A 16,357-nucleotide genomic window follows, 5' to 3' on the forward strand; every position below is an offset into this window, starting at 1 on the left:
CCGTAAACTCAGGCGCAAATTAAAACGGTTTTTATCCGCGAGGTCAAAACCGCAGCGGTTCTCTTCTCTCTGGATGATAATGCATGACGTTACAACAATGGTGTTTTTCCTGGCGCGGCCGGCTGGGACGACGTGATTTCTGGATCTGGCAGGCGGTCTGGTTGCTGACAACAACCCTGTTATTCGCGTTAGCGGCTAACGACTGGCTTGATACTCAGATGGCGGCCTTTGGCGTGGTCTGCCTGCTGTGGCCCGCCAGCGCGGTTATCGTTAAACGGTTGCACGATCGTAATCGCCGCGGCTACTGGGGATTTCTGGTGATTGTTGCCTGGCTGCTGGTGGCAGGGAACTGGAGCATGCTGGACGGCATACTGCCCTGGCTGTTGGGTCGCGCCATTCCGTTTGTGTTACTGGCTGGCCTGCTGCTCGATCTCGGTCTCTTTCGCGGTACCCCCGGCGCTAACCGGTTTGGTACCGCGACTCAACCGGTGAGATACCGGCAAACGGCTCACCAGTAATGTTCGCTGGTGATATGGCCCGGCTTACGCTTCAGGTGCTTGCGCATCTCGCGCGTCTCTTTCAGTAATTGCTGGGTATCACGCACCATCTGCGGGTTGCCGCACAGCATCACATGGCTGCTGTCGGCATCCAGGCTTAACCCGGTGGCGCGCTCCAGCTCACCGTTTTCGATCAACGCCGGGACCCGGCCAGTCAGCGAACCGGCGATCTCTTCGCGACTCACCACCGTCTGGATGTGCAGCTTGCCTTGATAATGTTGTTGCAGCTGCTGCATCAGCGGCAAAAAGCTCAGGTCGGCCGCATAGCGGGCAGCATGGACCAGCACGATGTTTTCAAAGCGATCCAGCCCTTCGCCCTGCTGTAGCATCGACAGGTAGGGGCCAATAGCGGTGCCGGTTGCCAGCATCCATAAGGTTTTGCATTCAGGGACTTCATCCAGCACAAAGAATCCTGCCGCTTCTTTGGTGACCATCACCTGATCGCCAGGCCGAAGTGTCTGCAGATGTGGACTCAGTTTGCCCTCTGGCACGGTGACCAGGTAGAACTCCAGCAGATCATCTTTCGGCGCATTGACGTAAGAGTAAGCGCGCTGTACCCGCTCACCGTCGATTTCCAGTGCCAGCTTGGCAAATTGCCCGGCGATAAAGGGATCGATGGGCGCTTTTACCCGGAGACTGAACAGCGCATCCGTCCAGTTTTTCACTTCCTTTACTTCAGCATTGACCCACTCAGCCATAATCACTCCCTGGTTGTTGATTATTCAGGCAGGTCACTATTTTCGCGGCTGCCCGGTGAGATTGCCAGCCTGCGCCGGGGCAAAAGCTCTAATCGACAAACTGTTACTTTGTCTTTACAGGCTGGCCCATAAACTTGACAGGCGCAAGCCGGGACCTTTTCGCTTACCTCTCGCTTTGTCATCTAATCCTGATATTTTGCCCGCCATAACAAGATGACTGGCGGGTGAACCGCTGTTTTAACCTCCTTTCACAGAAAGAAATTTTGCATAATCATGATGACTAAACTCGAAAATCGCCCGCTGCTGGTGATGCTCATTGTGCTGGTGGCAGTAGGGCAGATGGCACAGACTATCTACGTCCCGGCGATGTCGGTGATGGCGGATGTTCTGAATGTGCGGGATGGCGCGCTGCAGCGTGTGATGGCGGCCTATCTGATGACCTATGGCGGATCCCAGCTGATCTATGGCCCGCTGTCAGACAGCATCGGTCGTCGTCCGGTGATCCTGGCGGGCATGATGATCTTTATGATCGGCGCAATCACAGCACTGATGGCGACGTCGCTCGATATGCTGGTGTTCGGCAGCGCTGTTCAGGGACTGGGCACCGGCGTAGCTGGCGTGATGGCCCGCACCATGCCGCGCGATCTCTACGAGGGGCACGCACTGCGCCGCGCTAACAGCCTGCTTAATATGGGCATTCTGGTCAGCCCGCTGCTGGCGCCGGTGATTGGTGCACTGCTGACGCAGCTCTTTGGCTGGCACGCCTGCTTTGCCTTTCTGCTGCTGCTTTGTCTGGCGGTAACCGTTTCAATGGCACGCTGGCTGCCGGAGACCCGACCGCAGAGTGCGGAAATGACACCTTTCTTTAAACGCTACGCCCGCCTGCTCAGCGACGCGAATTTCGTTCGCTACATTGTGCTGCTGATTGGCGCGCTGGCCGGGATTGCGGTATTTGAGTCGAGCTGTGGCGTTCTGCTGGGCGGCGTGCTCGGCCTGCACAGCCTGACCGTCAGCATCCTGTTCATCCTGCCGATTCCGGCAGCGTTTTTTGGTGCCTGGTTTGCCGGTCGCGAGCAGGGTTCATGGCACAGTCTGATGTGGTGGGGCGTAAATAGCTGCCTGCTGGCGGGCATCCTGATGTGGATCCCGGCATGGTTCGGCGTGATGAATATCTGGACGCTGCTGGTCCCGGCTGCGCTGTTCTTCTTTGGGGCTGGCATGCTGTTCCCGCTGGCGACTTCAGGCGCGATGGAGCCTTATGCCTGGCTGGCGGGTAGCGCGGGCGCGCTGATTGGCGGGATGCAGAATCTGGGATCGGGCCTGGTGGCGTGGCTGTCAGCCATGATGCCGCAGCGCGATCAGTTCAGCCTTGGCATGCTGATGTTCTTCACGGCGCTGGTGATGCTGCTCTGCTGGTTGCCGCTCTCACGTCAGCCGGAGCGCGGCAACCAGCCGGTTACAGGATAAAGGGATGGAGCGCCGGATCTTTACGGTCGAGATAGTGAATCGACTGAATACGGCGGATGGTGCGTGATTTACCGCGAATCAGCAGGGTCTCGCTGGTGGCGATATTGCCCTGACGCGTAATGCCTTTCAGTAGTTCGCCACTGGTAATGCCGGTGGCGGCAAACACCACGTTGTCATTGCGTGCCATCTCATTCAGCATCAGCTTTTTGCCCGCTTCAATCCCCATCTCTGCGCAGCGCTGCAGCTCCTGCTCACCCAGCAGACGGTTTTCAGCGCTGTCGCCTTTCACGTGGTGACGCGCCAGTAACCGGCCCTGCATATCCCCATCCAGCGCGCGGATCACCGCCGCAGAGACCACGCCTTCCGGTGCGCCGCCGATGCCATACATCACATCCACTTCGCTGTCCGGCATGCAGGTCAGAATGGAGGCGGCGACATCGCCATCCGGGAAGGTAAACACCCGCACGCCCAGTTGCTGCAACTGACTGATCACTGCGTCATGACGCGGCTTTGCCAGAATCGATACGGTTAGCTGTGATAGCGGCTTATTCATCGCGATGGCGATGTTACGCAGGTTGGTTTCCAGCGGCAGGTCAAGATCGATCTCTCCACGCGCAGCGGGGCCAACAATCAGTTTTTCCATGTACATGTCGGGTGCGTGCAGAAAGCTGCCCTTATCGCCTACGGCCATCACCGCCAGCGCATTAGCCTGGCCAAGCGCCGTCATGCGGGTGCCTTCAATCGGATCGACCGCAATGTCGACCGCATCGCCGCGGCCGGTACCGACTTTTTCACCGATATAGAGCATCGGAGCTTCGTCGATTTCGCCTTCACCGATCACAATCTGACCGTCGATTTCAATGGAGTTCAGGACATGACGCATGGCATGGACAGCCGCGCCGTCAGCCGCATTTTTGTCGCCGCGTCCTAACCAGTGATAGCCTGCCAGGGCGGCAGCTTCGGTTACGCGGGAAAATTCAATGGCAAGTTCTCGTTTCATGGCATCTACCTGACAAAAAACAGGCGGGCAGTGTAACACAGCGGGGCAGTGGAGCGGGGAAAAGGCCCGCGACAGCAACGGTCGCGGGCATTGATATTACTCTTGTTCTTCCCACGCCTGGGCGCGGGCTACAGCTTTTTTCCAGCCAGCATAACGGAAATTACGCTCGGTGGTTTCCAGGCTTGGACGGAATTCACGCTCAATAACTGCTTTAGAGCGGACTTCATCCAGATCCTGCCAGAAGCCAACAGCCAGACCTGCCAGATAAGCAGAACCCAGCGCGGTGACTTCACGCACTTCCGGACGCTCAACACGGGTGCCGAGGATGTCCGACTGGAACTGCATCAGGAAGTTGTTGGAAACCGCACCACCATCCACACGCAGCGCCTGCAGGCGGGTGTTGGCATCGTTCTGCATCGCTTCCAGCACGTCGCGCGTCTGATAAGCGATAGACTCCAGCGTCGCACGGATGATGTGGTTAGCATTAGCACCACGGGTCAGGCCGAAGATAGCACCACGGGCATACGGGTCCCAGTAAGGAGCGCCCAGGCCGGTGAAAGCAGGCACCATGTAAACGCCGTTGGTGTCTTTCACTTTCATCGCAAAGTATTCAGAGTCAGCAGCTTCACTGATCAGCTTCATCTCATCGCGCAGCCACTGAATAGAGGCGCCACCGATAAACACAGCCCCTTCCAGTGCATAGTTCACTTCACCGCGCGGGCCACAGGCGATAGTGGTCAGCAGGCCGTGCGTTGAAGTTACCGCTTCAGTACCGGTGTTCATCAGCATAAAGCAGCCGGTGCCGTAGGTGTTTTTCGCCATGCCAGGCTGAACACAGAGCTGGCCATACAGCGCAGCCTGCTGGTCACCGGCAATACCGGCGATTGGAATACGTGTACCGCCTTTACCACCGATGTTGGTCTGACCATAGACTTCAGAAGAGGACTTCACTTCTGGCAGCATTTCACGCGGGATATCCAGGATATCCAGCATACGCTGATCCCACTCCAGCTTATGGATGTTAAACATCATGGTACGGGAGGCGTTGGTATAGTCGGTGATATGCACGCGGCCCTGGGTCATTTTCCAGACCAGCCAGGTATCGACGGTACCAAACAGCAGCTCGCCACGTTTTGCACGCTCACGTGAGCCTTCAACGTGATCCAGGATCCACTTCACTTTGGTTCCGGAGAAGTAAGGGTTAATCACCAGACCGGTGGTGTGCTGGATATACTCTTCCAGACCCTCTTTCTTCAGTTTGTGACAGTAGTCGGCGGTGCGGGGATCCTGCCAGACGATGGCGTTGTAGATCGGCTTACCGGTCTCTTTTTCCCAGACGATAGCGGTTTCGCGCTGGTTGGTGATACCGATTGCCGCAATCTCATCAGAGCGGATGTCGGCATGGGCCAGCACTTCAACCAGCGTTGAGCTTTGTGAAGCCCAGATATCCATTGGATCATGTTCAACCCAGCCCGCTTTCGGGTAGATCTGGGTGAATTCGCGCTGCGATACCGCGACGATATTAGAGTCGTGGTCGAGAATGACGGCGCGGGAGCTGGTTGTGCCCTGATCGAGCGCGACAATATATTTTTTATCTGTGGTAGTCATAAATTCTGTCCTGATGATAAAAGGTGAAACTTACGCTTTACGCTGCTGAGCGCGTGCAACCGGTTTGTCTGCTGGAACGCTTGCAGGTTCCTGGGCGGTACCTGGCAGGTAGCGACCAATCAGTGTGCGATAACCTACTGCACCCAGGCAGGCACCGACCAGCGGGCCAAAAATCGGCACGAGGAAGTAAGGGATGTCACGACCACCGGTAAAGGCAACGTTACCCCAGCCTGCCAGCCATGCGAAGATCTTCGGTCCGAAATCACGAGCCGGGTTAAGGGCGAAGCCGGTCAGAGGACCCATTGAGCCACCGATAACCGCAACCAGCAGGCCAATCAGCAGTGGAGCCAGTGGGCCACGTGGAATGCCGTTGCCGTCATCCGTCAGACCCATAATGACCGCCATTAATACTGCAGTGATGACCATCTCAACCAGGAAGGCCTGGCCGACACCGATATGTGGATTAGGGTAGGTTGAGAAGATGCCTGCCAGGTCGAGACTTTCAACCGTGCCGCGCACCATCTGGTGGCTCTGCTCATAATCAAAAAACAGGCTGTAGTAGAGACCGTATACCAGCGCCGCGGCACAGAAGGCACCGGCAATCTGCGATACGATATAAGGCAGAACTTTACGTCCTTCAAAATTAGCAAACAGGCAGAGTGCAACGGTGATTGCCGGGTTCAGGTGCGCGCCCGAAATGCCTGCGGTAAGGTAGGCGGCCATGGAAACGCCAAGACCCCAGATGATGCAGATTTCCCACTGACCGAAGGCGGCACCGGCGAGTTTCAATGCAGCCACACAGCCTGCGCCAAAGAAAATAATCAAGCCTGTCCCCAGAAATTCGGCAATACACTGACCTTTGAGCGTGTTAGTTGTCTGACTCATAATAGTGGTTCCTGAAGCGAGGTTAAATTTTATCAGTTTTTGTTCTCATTCCATGAGGCACCCAGCTTTAATGTAGGGCTGGTGTGAATTTATCGTTAACGAACATAAACGAGAAATAGCGAAATCGTTTTTTGTGTACTGTGTCATAAAAATGCGCGTTTTCGCGTATTCTGGCTTTCCTTAGCCAATATTCGCGCCTGATGACGGGGATAACGCACCCGTACCAGAAAGCCGTCGCAGTAAGCGCAGCGTAAATTCAGGGATTGGCTGAAAAGTGTTACAGACTACGCCCGCAGCGGCCGCGTTGCTGGACTTGCGGGGTGAGGCTACATACAATCGGGACAACGTTGCTGGCTTAAGCTGGCATCATCAACGCCTTGCAGGAATTTAGGAGAGGTCAGAAAGATGTCATTTGAAGTGTTTGAGAAACTGGAAGCGAAAGTACAGCAGGCGATTGATACCATCACCCTGTTGCAGATGGAAATCGAAGAGCTGAAAGAGCAGAACAACTCACTGCGTAACGATGCGCAACAAGTCGCGGGCAACCACGATGCGCTGATGCGTGAAAATCAGCACCTGAAAGAAGAGCAACACGTGTGGCAGGAACGTCTGCGTGCATTGCTGGGAAAAATGGAAGAGGTTTGAAGCCTCAGCTGATGTGAAAAACGGGTGCTCAGGCACCCGTTTTCATGTCTGGCCTATTCGAGGTCCAGCGCATCCTCTGACAGAATGATACCGGTGTTGTCGGCATAGAGATGGTCGCCGGAGAAGAAGGTGACGCCGCCGAAATTGACGCGCACATCGCTTTCGCCAATCCCTTCACCCGCAGCGCCTGCCGGAATCGCGGCAATCGCCTGAATGCCAATCTCCAGCTCTTCCAGCTCATCAACCTGGCGTACCGAACCGTAAATCACCAGACCTTCCCACTCGTTGGTTGCCGCCAGACGTGCCAGCTGCGCATCCACCAGTGCACGGCGCACTGAGCCGCCGCCATCAATCACCAGTACCCGACCCCGGCCATTCTCTTCCAGCAGATCGTAGAGTAAGCCGTTGTCTTCAAAGCATTTCACTGTGGTAATCTGACCACCGAATGAAGTGCGCCCACCAAAGTTTGAAAAAAGCGGTTCAACAACATTCACTTCTTCATGGTAGATATCGCAGAGTTCAGATGTATCGTATTTCATAAGGGTTTCGTCTGTTTGCCACAGGAAGGGTAAGTATATCGCTATATGCAGATTGTTGGCAAAATCATCAGTATGAAAAAAGCATCGTTCGATCAAGAACATGCATAAAAAAGCCCAGCCGGGTGGGCTGGGCTTCTGAAAAGCGCTGAATCAGTGGATCAGAGAATGAAGCGGCTAAGGTCTTCGTCAGCCACCAGTTCATCCAGATGTTTACCGACATAGTCAGCATCGATGGTAACGGATTCACCATGACGATCGCTGGCGTCATACGAAATATCTTCCATCAGACGCTCCAGCACAGTATGCAGACGGCGCGCACCGATGTTTTCGGTGGTTTCGTTGACCTGCCATGCGGCTTCAGCGATCCGGCGAATACCCTCTTCGGTGAACTCAATGTTCACGCCCTCGGTATTCATCAGCGCTTTGTACTGCACGGTAATCGAGGCATTCGGCTCGGTCAGGATGCGCTGGAAATCGTTCACGGTCAGCGCCTGCAGCTCAACACGGATGGGCAGACGACCCTGCAGTTCCGGGATCAGATCGGATGGGCTGGCAACCTGGAACGCGCCTGAGGCGATAAACAGAATGTGGTCTGTTTTCACCATACCATGCTTGGTGGAGACGGTGCAGCCTTCCACCAGCGGCAGCAGGTCGCGCTGAACGCCTTCGCGTGAGACATCCGGGCCGCCGGCATTCTGGCCGCCGCGCTTACAGATTTTGTCGATCTCATCGATAAACACGATACCGTGCTGCTCAACGGCATCAATCGCGTCCTGCTTAAGCTCTTCCGGGTTAACCAGTTTGGCCGCTTCTTCTTCGATCAGCAGCTTCATCGCTTCTTTGATCTTCAGCTTGCGGGCTTTCTGCTTCTGGCCGCCGAGATTCTGGAACATTGACTGCAGCTGGCTGGTCATCTCTTCCATGCCCGGAGGGGCCATGATTTCGACGCCAGGGCTGCTGGCGGCCAGGTCGATCTCAATCTCTTTATCGTCCAGCTGGCCTTCGCGCAGCTTCTTGCGGAACGACTGGCGTGCTGCAGAGGGTTCAGCGCTCTGCTCTGACTGGCCCCAGTTGTTTTTTGCTGGTGGAATCAGCACATCAAGAATGCGCTCTTCCGCCATCTCTTCGGCACGATATTTGTTCTTTTCAATCGCCTGACTGCGCACCATCTTAATGGCCGAATCGGTCAGGTCACGAATGATAGAGTCAACTTCCTTACCGACATAACCGACTTCGGTAAATTTGGTCGCCTCTACTTTGATAAACGGCGCATTGGCCAGCTTAGCCAGACGACGCGCGATCTCGGTTTTACCGACACCGGTCGGACCGATCATCAGGATATTTTTAGGGGTCACTTCATGGCGCAGCTCTTCGTCGAGCTGCATGCGGCGCCAGCGGTTACGCAGTGCAATAGCCACGGCGCGCTTAGCGCTCTCCTGGCCGATGATAAAGCGGTTCAGTTCGCTGACGATTTCGCGAGGAGTCATCTCAGACATATTTATACCCTTACGACTTAGACGTTAATTCTTCGAAATTAACGTTGTGGTTAGTGTAGATGCAGATATCACCCGCGATATTCAGCGACTTTTCGACGATGTCGCGCGCGCCCATCTCGGTATTCTCCAGCAGCGCACGTGCCGCTGCCTGGGCGAAAGGCCCACCGGAGCCGATGGCGATCAGATCGTTTTCAGGCTGGATGACGTCACCGTTACCGCTGATGATCAGTGAAGCTGATTCATCTGCGACGGCCAGTAAGGCTTCAAGGCGACGCAGCATACGGTCAGTACGCCAGTCTTTAGCCAGTTCCACCGCAGCTTTCACCAGATGGCCCTGATGCATTTCCAGTTTACGTTCGAAAAGTTCAAACAGGGTGAAGGCGTCTGCGGTGCCGCCAGCAAATCCGGCAATCACTTTATCGTTGTATAAACGACGCACTTTTTTAACGTTGCCTTTCATCACGGTATTGCCGAGCGTAGCCTGGCCATCACCGCCAATCACTACCTGGCCGTTGCGTCGTACACTTACTATTGTTGTCACGGGCAGACCCCTTGTTGCAGTCGGAAAAGGACTCCGCGCACCGGGCGCGGAGTATCATGCAACAGATATGGGGCGGGTTTGACGGGTTTCAACCCCCGACGGAGAGCGGAATACAGCTGGAGTGTCCGGAACTGCGCAGGCGCTTCAGGGTGCTGTCAGCGGAGGCGCGGTCTTTATAAGGACCGATAACCACACGATTCCAGCCGCCACCGGTGGTAATACGGCTTTCAAATCCTTCAAAGGCTAAGCCAGCGCGCACCGATTCAGCCTGGTCAGTGCCCTTAAACGAACCACACTGCACCATCCAGCGCTGCGAAGAGGCTTTCTCCGCCGGTTTCGCCTTCGCGTTCTCCTGCGGTTTTGGCTGCACTTCCGGTTCACGCGTAACAGGTGCAGGCTGCGTCTGGCGCTGTACGTTTTGCTGCTGCTGCTGCTGCTGCTGCTGCTGCTGCTGACGTTGCTGTTGTTGTAATTGCTGCTGTTGCTGGCGCTGTTGTTGTTGCTGCAACTGCTGCTGGCGTTGCTGTTGCTGCTGAGCCTGCAACTGCTGACGTTGCTGCTGAACCTGTTGCTGCTGCTGTTGTTGCTGAACCTGCTGCTGCTGACGCTGCAGTTGTTGCAACTGCTGCTGATGCTGCAGTGTCTGCTGACGTTGCGCCGGCGTCTGTTCGTTCCACGGCACTTCGTTGAGCTGCGTCGGCTGCTGACGCATATCCGCCTGCATCTGCTCCAGCAACTGGCGCTGCTCGTCGGTCAGCTGTGTCTGCGACTTCACTTCGCCACCCGAAGAGGGTTCGATAGGTGTCGGCACAGTGACCTGACGGTTCTCCAGCTCTTTAATATATTTCCAGCGCTCTTCTGGCTTCGGCGGCAGGCCATTGCCGTTGGCTTTATGATCCGTAATGACCGGCACGTCCTCTTTTTTGTGATGCGCCAGGAACCATAAACCACCGGCAAAGGTCACCAACACTGCGACCGCCAGTACAATCATCAATTTAGATGTTCCCGAACCGCCTTTGCTCTTCTTGCCACGGCTGGGGCTTTTTTTGCGACGCGTCCCTGTTGAACGCCCGCGGCCTACGTAATCTTTTTGTGCCACTCTCGTTCTTATACCCTTCAAAAATAGTGCCAGATGGGCGAAATGATGATTTTTACGCGCCCGGCAAGGAGTCCGCCATGTTACTTAAGGGTCGGAACTTTGACCAGCAGTGTTCGCCTTAAGAATCTACTGAAAAAATCAGACAAATACGCTTATTTTTCACGCTTTTTTGCTCGCGCCGTGCTGCCACGAATGGTTAAACCGGCATCCAGCAGCCGCGATCCGCTGATGACCCGTTTGCCATTTAACTCATCCAGCAGCAGAAGCATCGCTTCCCGGCCTATCTGGTAACGTGGCTGCGTGACCGTGGTCAGCGGCGGCTCGCAGTAACGTGATAGCTCAATGTCATCGAATCCGACCACAGAGAGGTCCTCCGGTATCCGCAGTCCGCAGCGCCGGGCCTGATTCATCGCCCCAAGTGCCATAATATCGCTGTGGCAGAAGAGCGCGCGCGGCGGTTGCGGCAGGGTCATCAGCTGATTCATGGCGGCAACGCCCGCTTCAAATGTGAAGTCACCGCGCACAATATAGGTAGGATCGACCGTCAGCCCGCTGCGACGCATCGCCTGGACATACCCCTGCAAACGATACTGGCAGAGCGGCATCTCTTCCGGCCCGGCGATACAGGCGATATGTGTGTGACCCAACTGCAGTAAATGATTTACCGCTTCAAATGCGGCGGTCAGGTTATCGATGTGGACAGTGGGCAGTGACATTTCCGGCGCAAACTCATTCGCCATTACCATAGGCGGCAAGTTGCGTTGCTCATCAATGCTGGCATCAAAAGGCAACTTTGAGCCGAGCAGCACCATGCCATCGATCTGTCGCGTCACCATCAGGTTGAGAAAAGTTCTCTCCTGCTGATTCTGATGCGCGCAGTCACCAATCAGCACCAGATAGCCCTCTTCGGCTGCCGTAACTTCAACGCCTCGGATGATTTCACTAAAGAAGGGATCGCAGATGTCAGGGACAATGACCAGGATGGTACGCGTCTCATTACGACGGGCGTTGCGCGTGGGGCCATGTGCCGCGTAGCCGACGGCGGCAACCGCCTGCTCGACTTTCTGGCGGGTGGCCGCAGAAACCTTCTCCGGATTCATCAGCGCACGCGATACGGTGGCGGTTGAGACGCCCGCATGTTCCGCAACATCTTTCATCGTGGCGGCGGGCGGTTGTTGATTCTGCTCCAACACATGCTCCTGACGCGTTATGGCGCGTTCAATTCTGTTTCTGCCTGACCTGAAGGCAAACCGGGCAACATTGTTAACGATTGCCCGGCTGGTTGTTACTTAATTTGCATAAAAATTGTGACTTATGCGACATTTTTCGATCTGGCTCGCAGTGTCAGCTTAAATCAGCTCTCGGTAGGGTCGATATCCAGCGTCCATTTCACTTTGCGCGCCGCGGGCAGTGTTGAAACCAGCGGCAACGAACTGCTCAGCAACTGTTGCAGACGCTGCCGGGAGGGATGCTGCAGCAGCAGTTGCCAGCGCCAGCGTCCACTGCGTTTTGGCTGCAGTGCAGGCAACGGACCCATAAACCACATCGCCTTATCGTTCAGCGGGCTTGCCTCCAGCAAATTACGGAGTTGTTGCAGGAATTCCGCCGCCTGCTGGTTATCCATATCTTCAGCGCGGAACAGCGCATGGCGGCTCCAGGGCGGCAGATGGACTGCCTGTCGCTCCAGCAATGCCTGCTGGGCGAACGCCGAATAGCCCTGGTGCAACAGCGTCTGCAGCAGCGGATGTTCCGGATGGTGAGTCTGCAGCAACACCTCGCCCTGTTTGCCGGCACGACCAGCACGACCGGCGACCTGGGTGTAGAGCTGAGCAAAGCGTTCCGCCGCACGAAAATCGGCTGAGAACAGTGCACCATCGACATCCAGCAGCGACACCAGCGTAACATCGGGGAAGTGGTGGCCTTTGGCCAGCATCTGGGTGCCAACCAGGATTCGTGCGCCGCCGCGATGAACGTCAGCCAGATGCTGCTCCAGCGCACCTTTGCGGCTGGTGGTATCACGATCGATTCGCGACACCGGCACGCCAGGGAAAAGTGTGCCGAGCTGCTGCTCCAGTTGCTCAGTCCCGACGCCTACCGGTAGTAAATGGGTTGAACCACACTGCGGGCATTGATTAGGCAGCGGACGCTGGCTGTCGCAATGGTGGCAGCGTAGCTGGCGATGGTGCTGATGCAGCGTGTAGTAGCGGTCACAGCGGGTACACTCAGCAATCCAGCCGCAATCATGACAGAGCAGGGCGGGCGAAAAGCCACGGCGGTTAAGAAACAACAGCACCTGATTATCGGCCTGCAGATGCTGGCGCATTTTACCAATCAGGCCCGGTGCCAGACCGCCGATCAACTGCACGCCTTTTAAGTCGATAAGCTGTTGCAGTGCCGGTCTGGCATTGCCGGCGCGTTTTGTCAGGTCGAGCTGGCGATACTTGCCGCTGCGGACATTGTGCAGTGTCTCCAGAGCAGGGGTCGCCGATCCCATAACAATCGGGATATCCTCTTCATGTGCGCGGAAGACGGCCAGATCGCGCGCCTGATAGCGCCAGCCCTCCTGCTGTTTATAGGAGCTGTCATGCTCTTCATCGATAATAATTACGCCAGGACGGGCCAGTGGCGTAAACAGCGCCGATCGGGTGCCAATCACAATCGCCGTTTCGCCGCGCCGCGCACGTAACCAGACCGCCAGCCGCTCACTGTCATTTAATGCGGAGTGCAGCACATCAATGGGCGCATCAAAACGTTCGCGAAAACGGGCGATAGTTTGCGGGGTCAGGCCAATCTCCGGCACCAGCACCAGCGCCTGTTTACCGCGTGCCAGCACATTTTCCAGCACGCTGAGGTAAACCTCGGTTTTGCCTGAACCCGTGATGCCCGCCAGCAGCCAGGCTGCATAATGTTCATCATCTGCCCGAATCGCACCCACGGCCATCGCCTGATCGGTATTCAGCCGCAGACGTTCGCCTTTTACGGCATAAGTGGTACGCCAGTCGTGCATCTGCGGCTGATGCTCATGCAGTTCGCATAACCCTTTGGCGCGCAGCGCCTGCAGCGTCGCATCCGTGAGGTCATGTTCACTGACCTGATGACGATAGAGCGGTTGCTGCCGCAGTGCAGCCAGCGCCTGCTGCTGTTTCGGTGCCCGCTTTAAACTTTCCGGCGCAGTCGCCCGACCCTGCTCGGTGATTTCCCAGCGCCATAAGGGATTGTCCTGCGCCGCTTTGCCCTGACGCAGCAGTACCGGAATAGCGTGACTCAGTACCTCTCCCTGCGGCGAATGATAATAGCTGGCGGCCCAGTTAAGGATGCGCCACAGCGACGCTGGATAGAGGGATTCACTATCCAGCACCTCAATCACGCGCTTGAGTTGTGCTTCCGGCAGATCGCTGCTGTCACGAAAGGCGACCACAATCCCGATCATCCTGCGATTGCCAAAGGGCACACTCACGCGACCACCAATGACCGGCTGCGCACCCTGTGGCGGCAGATAATCAAACAGGCGGGGCAAGGGGACGGGCAGGGCGACCTGGACTACGGGCATAACTCTCTCTTTCCGGCTCAATGATCGGGGAAGCTAGTGTACACGCTGACCCTGATGGCGGGTATCTCAGCAGATATTTGCAGCAATCGAAACTTACCTGTATAATATGCCGCCTTCGGTGAGAAATATCTGGCCGGAGTACACCCTATAATGTTCAATCGCGTGTGGTGCTGTGCAGGTTAAAGCCTGGCACGGAGAGCGACACGGCCTTCAATGAGGTTTCCCATGAAACAAGGTATTCACCCGAAATACGAAGCAGTTACTATCAAATGTACCTGCGGCAACGAGATCCACACCCGTTCAACACTGACTCACGAACTGAACCTGGACGTTTGTGGCAAATGCCACCCGTTCTATACCGGTAAGCAGCGTGAAGTGGCAACTGGTGGCCGTGTTGACCGCTTTAACAAGCGTTTCAGCGTGCCAGGCGCTAAAAAATAAGATTAAAAGGCACCTGAACCTGCGGGTTCGGCGGCAAGAAAAAACCCAGCTTCGGCTGGGTTTTTTTATGGCTGAAAGATCAATACTCCCAGGTATCCGGATCGACACCCATCTGGCGCATGATTGCTTTTGCTTCTTCCGGAATCTCATCACTACGCTCTTTGCGCAGGTCGACGTCATCCGGCAGCGGTTGGCCCGTAAAGGCATGTAAAAAGGCTTCGCAAAGCAGCTCGCTGTTGGTGGCGTGACGCAGGTTGTTCACCTGACGACGGGTACGCTCATCCGTTAAAATCTTCAGCACGCTCAATGGGATTGATACTGTGATCTTCTTGACCTGCTCGCTCTTCTTACCGTGCTCAGCGTACGGGCTGATATATTCGCCGTTCCATTCAGCCATGGGTTACCTTAATTAATAAACGTTAAATGTTAGGAAATCAGCGGATTATGCCTGATTTTTTCCTGCCTGACCCCTGATATGGCGGGTTTTCTTCGCTCACTGCCTCTGTCTGACAGAGGGGAACGCCAGGCGATGACGCATAATTTTAGCGGTTATTGCGGTTTTGCTCAATCTATACGCAAAGACATTTAGATGTCCAGATGTATTGACGTCTAATTAGAGGGTGATATCCTGTGGCCTACATTTTATTCACTCTTCAGGAACAATTCGCTCATGACGCGTAAACCGGCAACCATCGCAGTGCGCAGCGGTTTGAATGATGACGAGCAATATGGCTGCGTTGTCCCGCCAATCCACCTCTCTACCACCTATAACTTCCTGGATTTCAATGAGCCTCGTGCGCATGACTACTCCCGTCGTGGCAACCCCACTCGTGATGTCGTACAGCGTACGCTGGCAGAACTGGAAGGGGGAGCGGGCGCGGTATTAACCAATACCGGGATGTCGGCGATTCACCTGGTCACGACGGTGTTTCTGAAGCCTGGCGATCTGCTGGTCGCGCCACATGACTGTTATGGCGGCAGCTATCGGCTGTTTGACAGCCTGAGCAAGCGCGGCGCCTATCGGGTGAAATTTGTCGATCAGGGTGATCCGGTAGCGCTGCAGGCCGCTCTGGATGAAAACCCAAAACTGGTGCTGATTGAAAGCCCCAGCAATCCGCTGCTGCGCGTGGTAGATATCAGCGCGATTTGCGCCGCTGCGCGTGCTGCGGGTGCCATCAGCGTGGTGGACAATACCTTTATGAGTCCGGCGCTGCAGAATCCTCTGGCGCTGGGTGCGGACCTGGTGATCCACTCCTGTACCAAATACCTTAATGGCCACTCCGATGTCGTGGCGGGCGCGGTCATCGCCAAAGATCCGCAACTCGCTACCGACCTGGCCTGGTGGGCAAATAACATTGGTGTGACCGGTGCAGCGTTTGACAGTTATCTGCTGCTGCGCGGGATTCGTACGCTTTCACCGCGGATTGCAGCCGCACAACGCAACGCACTCGCGATTGTAGAGTATCTGAAGCAGCAGAAACTGGTGAAAAAGTTGTATCATCCTTCGCTGCCGGAAAACGCCGGACACGAACATGCCGTACGTCAGCAGCGCGGCTTTGGCGCGATGCTGAGTTTCGAGGTCGACGGTGATGAGGCGCTGCTGCGTCGCTTCCTGAAAGCACTGCAGCTATTTACGCTGGCGGAATCGCTGGGCGGAGTAGAGAGTCTGATCTCCCATACCGCCACCATGACGCACGCGGGGATGTCGGCAGAAGCACGCGCGGCAGCGGGCATTTCCGATACGCTGCTACGGGTTTCTGTCGGTATTGAAGATCACGAAGATTTAATTGCCGATCTGGATAATGCATTCCGGGTCGCAGCCGAGGGTTAA

General features: G+C 55.8%; 16 protein-coding genes. 5 read left to right on the plus strand and 11 right to left on the minus strand.

Annotated elements, in window-relative coordinates; genetic code table 11:
- The first annotated feature begins 83 nt into the window (after positions 1-83).
- Positions 84-518 (plus strand): DUF805 domain-containing protein, encoded by a 435-nt coding sequence (locus tag ACK13D_RS19365; RefSeq protein WP_010258192.1) that lies wholly within the window; start codon positions 84-86, stop codon positions 516-518.
- Here the strand turns inward: ACK13D_RS19365 and fpr are convergent.
- The gene (fpr, locus tag ACK13D_RS19370) at positions 509-1,255 is read right to left on the minus strand and encodes a ferredoxin--NADP(+) reductase (RefSeq protein WP_033786469.1); all 747 of its coding nucleotides are present in this window, start codon (positions 1,253-1,255) and stop codon (positions 509-511) included. The genes ACK13D_RS19365 and fpr overlap by 10 nt on opposite strands.
- Positions 1,256-1,528: 273 nt before the next feature.
- On the opposite strand from fpr, the gene emrD reads away from it, so the two are divergent.
- The gene (emrD, locus tag ACK13D_RS19375; protein WP_418796993.1) at positions 1,529-2,722 is read left to right on the plus strand and encodes a multidrug efflux MFS transporter EmrD; all 1,194 of its coding nucleotides are present in this window, start codon (positions 1,529-1,531) and stop codon (positions 2,720-2,722) included.
- Here emrD and glpX read toward each other — a convergent pair.
- The 3 genes from glpX to ACK13D_RS19390 form a co-directional block, all read right to left on the minus strand.
- Complete coding sequence (gene glpX / locus ACK13D_RS19380; RefSeq protein WP_010258186.1) at positions 2,712-3,722, minus strand: class II fructose-bisphosphatase; 1,011 nt, start codon at positions 3,720-3,722, stop codon at positions 2,712-2,714. The two genes, emrD and glpX, sit on opposite strands and share 11 nt — an antisense overlap.
- 96 nt (positions 3,723-3,818) lie before the next feature.
- Positions 3,819-5,330 (minus strand): glycerol kinase GlpK, encoded by a 1,512-nt coding sequence (gene glpK, locus ACK13D_RS19385; protein WP_010258184.1) that lies wholly within the window; start codon positions 5,328-5,330, stop codon positions 3,819-3,821.
- 30 nt (positions 5,331-5,360) lie between these two features.
- Positions 5,361-6,215 (minus strand): MIP/aquaporin family protein, encoded by an 855-nt coding sequence (locus tag ACK13D_RS19390; RefSeq protein ID WP_010258182.1) that lies wholly within the window; start codon positions 6,213-6,215, stop codon positions 5,361-5,363.
- 405 nt (positions 6,216-6,620) lie between these two features.
- Between ACK13D_RS19390 and zapB the strand changes: the two genes are divergently transcribed.
- On the plus strand, positions 6,621-6,860 hold the full coding sequence (gene zapB / locus ACK13D_RS19395) for a cell division protein ZapB (RefSeq protein ID WP_003851242.1): 240 nt from the start codon (positions 6,621-6,623) through the stop codon (positions 6,858-6,860).
- A gap of 53 nt (positions 6,861-6,913) precedes the next feature.
- Here the strand turns inward: zapB and rraA are convergent, their stop codons facing one another.
- The 6 genes from rraA to priA all read right to left on the minus strand — a co-directional run bounded on the left by rraA (position 6,914) and on the right by priA (position 14,085).
- Positions 6,914-7,399, minus strand: coding sequence for a ribonuclease E activity regulator RraA (gene rraA / locus ACK13D_RS19400; protein ID WP_009088032.1), 486 nt, complete (start codon positions 7,397-7,399; stop codon positions 6,914-6,916).
- 158 nt (positions 7,400-7,557) lie between these two features.
- A complete protein-coding gene (hslU, locus tag ACK13D_RS19405; protein ID WP_010258177.1) occupies positions 7,558-8,895 on the minus strand; it encodes an HslU--HslV peptidase ATPase subunit in 1,338 nt (445 codons plus the stop codon).
- Between the two features lie 10 nt (positions 8,896-8,905).
- Entirely contained in the window at positions 8,906-9,436 is a 531-nt protein-coding gene (gene hslV / locus ACK13D_RS19410; protein ID WP_010258174.1) for an ATP-dependent protease subunit HslV, read from the minus strand.
- An 88-nt stretch (positions 9,437-9,524) separates the two neighbouring features.
- Positions 9,525-10,535 carry a cell division protein FtsN gene (ftsN, locus tag ACK13D_RS19415; protein ID WP_418796994.1) on the minus strand — a complete coding sequence of 337 codons (1,011 nt, stop codon included), beginning with the start codon at positions 10,533-10,535 and terminating at the stop codon, positions 9,525-9,527.
- A gap of 152 nt (positions 10,536-10,687) precedes the next feature.
- Positions 10,688-11,725, minus strand: a complete 1,038-nt coding sequence (cytR, locus tag ACK13D_RS19420) for a DNA-binding transcriptional regulator CytR (RefSeq protein ID WP_010672069.1) — start codon at positions 11,723-11,725, stop codon at positions 10,688-10,690.
- A gap of 164 nt (positions 11,726-11,889) precedes the next feature.
- Complete coding sequence (priA, locus tag ACK13D_RS19425) at positions 11,890-14,085, minus strand: primosomal protein N' (RefSeq protein WP_010672068.1); 2,196 nt, start codon at positions 14,083-14,085, stop codon at positions 11,890-11,892.
- A 225-nt stretch (positions 14,086-14,310) separates the two neighbouring features.
- On the opposite strand from priA, the gene rpmE reads away from it, so the two are divergent.
- Positions 14,311-14,526: a 50S ribosomal protein L31 gene (gene rpmE, locus ACK13D_RS19430; protein WP_003851227.1), complete on the plus strand. Its 216-nt coding sequence runs from the start codon at positions 14,311-14,313 to the stop codon at positions 14,524-14,526.
- 79 nt (positions 14,527-14,605) lie between these two features.
- Here the strand turns inward: rpmE and metJ are convergent, their stop codons facing one another.
- Complete coding sequence (gene metJ, locus ACK13D_RS19435; RefSeq protein WP_009088019.1) at positions 14,606-14,923, minus strand: met regulon transcriptional regulator MetJ; 318 nt, start codon at positions 14,921-14,923, stop codon at positions 14,606-14,608.
- Between the two features lie 273 nt (positions 14,924-15,196).
- Here metJ and metB point away from each other — a divergent pair, with 273 nt between their 5' ends.
- The gene (gene metB / locus ACK13D_RS19440) at positions 15,197-16,357 is read left to right on the plus strand and encodes a cystathionine gamma-synthase (protein ID WP_022624922.1); all 1,161 of its coding nucleotides are present in this window, start codon (positions 15,197-15,199) and stop codon (positions 16,355-16,357) included.

This window comes from Pantoea sp. K16 (assembly GCF_048452805.1).
In the GTDB taxonomy this organism is placed as follows: Bacteria; Pseudomonadota; Gammaproteobacteria; order Enterobacterales; family Enterobacteriaceae; genus Pantoea; species Pantoea agglomerans.

Bases quoted from the DNA above. Each gene is read 5' to 3' on its own strand.
- ACK13D_RS19365 (WP_010258192.1), top strand. From the start codon at position 84: ATGACGTTACAACAATGGTGTTTTTCCTGGCGCGGCCGGCTGGGACGA.
- fpr (WP_033786469.1), bottom strand. From the start codon at position 1,255: ATGGCTGAGTGGGTCAATGCTGAAGTAAAGGAAGTGAAAAACTGGACG.
- emrD (WP_418796993.1), top strand. From the start codon at position 1,529: ATGATGACTAAACTCGAAAATCGCCCGCTGCTGGTGATGCTCATTGTG.
- glpX (WP_010258186.1), bottom strand. From the start codon at position 3,722: ATGAAACGAGAACTTGCCATTGAATTTTCCCGCGTAACCGAAGCTGCC.
- glpK (WP_010258184.1), bottom strand. From the start codon at position 5,330: ATGACTACCACAGATAAAAAATATATTGTCGCGCTCGATCAGGGCACA.
- ACK13D_RS19390 (WP_010258182.1), bottom strand. From the start codon at position 6,215: ATGAGTCAGACAACTAACACGCTCAAAGGTCAGTGTATTGCCGAATTT.
- zapB (WP_003851242.1), top strand. From the start codon at position 6,621: ATGTCATTTGAAGTGTTTGAGAAACTGGAAGCGAAAGTACAGCAGGCG.
- rraA (WP_009088032.1), bottom strand. From the start codon at position 7,399: ATGAAATACGATACATCTGAACTCTGCGATATCTACCATGAAGAAGTG.
- hslU (WP_010258177.1), bottom strand. From the start codon at position 8,895: ATGTCTGAGATGACTCCTCGCGAAATCGTCAGCGAACTGAACCGCTTT.
- priA (WP_010672068.1), bottom strand. From the start codon at position 14,085: ATGCCCGTAGTCCAGGTCGCCCTGCCCGTCCCCTTGCCCCGCCTGTTT.
- rpmE (WP_003851227.1), top strand. From the start codon at position 14,311: ATGAAACAAGGTATTCACCCGAAATACGAAGCAGTTACTATCAAATGT.
- metJ (WP_009088019.1), bottom strand. From the start codon at position 14,923: ATGGCTGAATGGAACGGCGAATATATCAGCCCGTACGCTGAGCACGGT.
- metB (WP_022624922.1), top strand. From the start codon at position 15,197: ATGACGCGTAAACCGGCAACCATCGCAGTGCGCAGCGGTTTGAATGAT.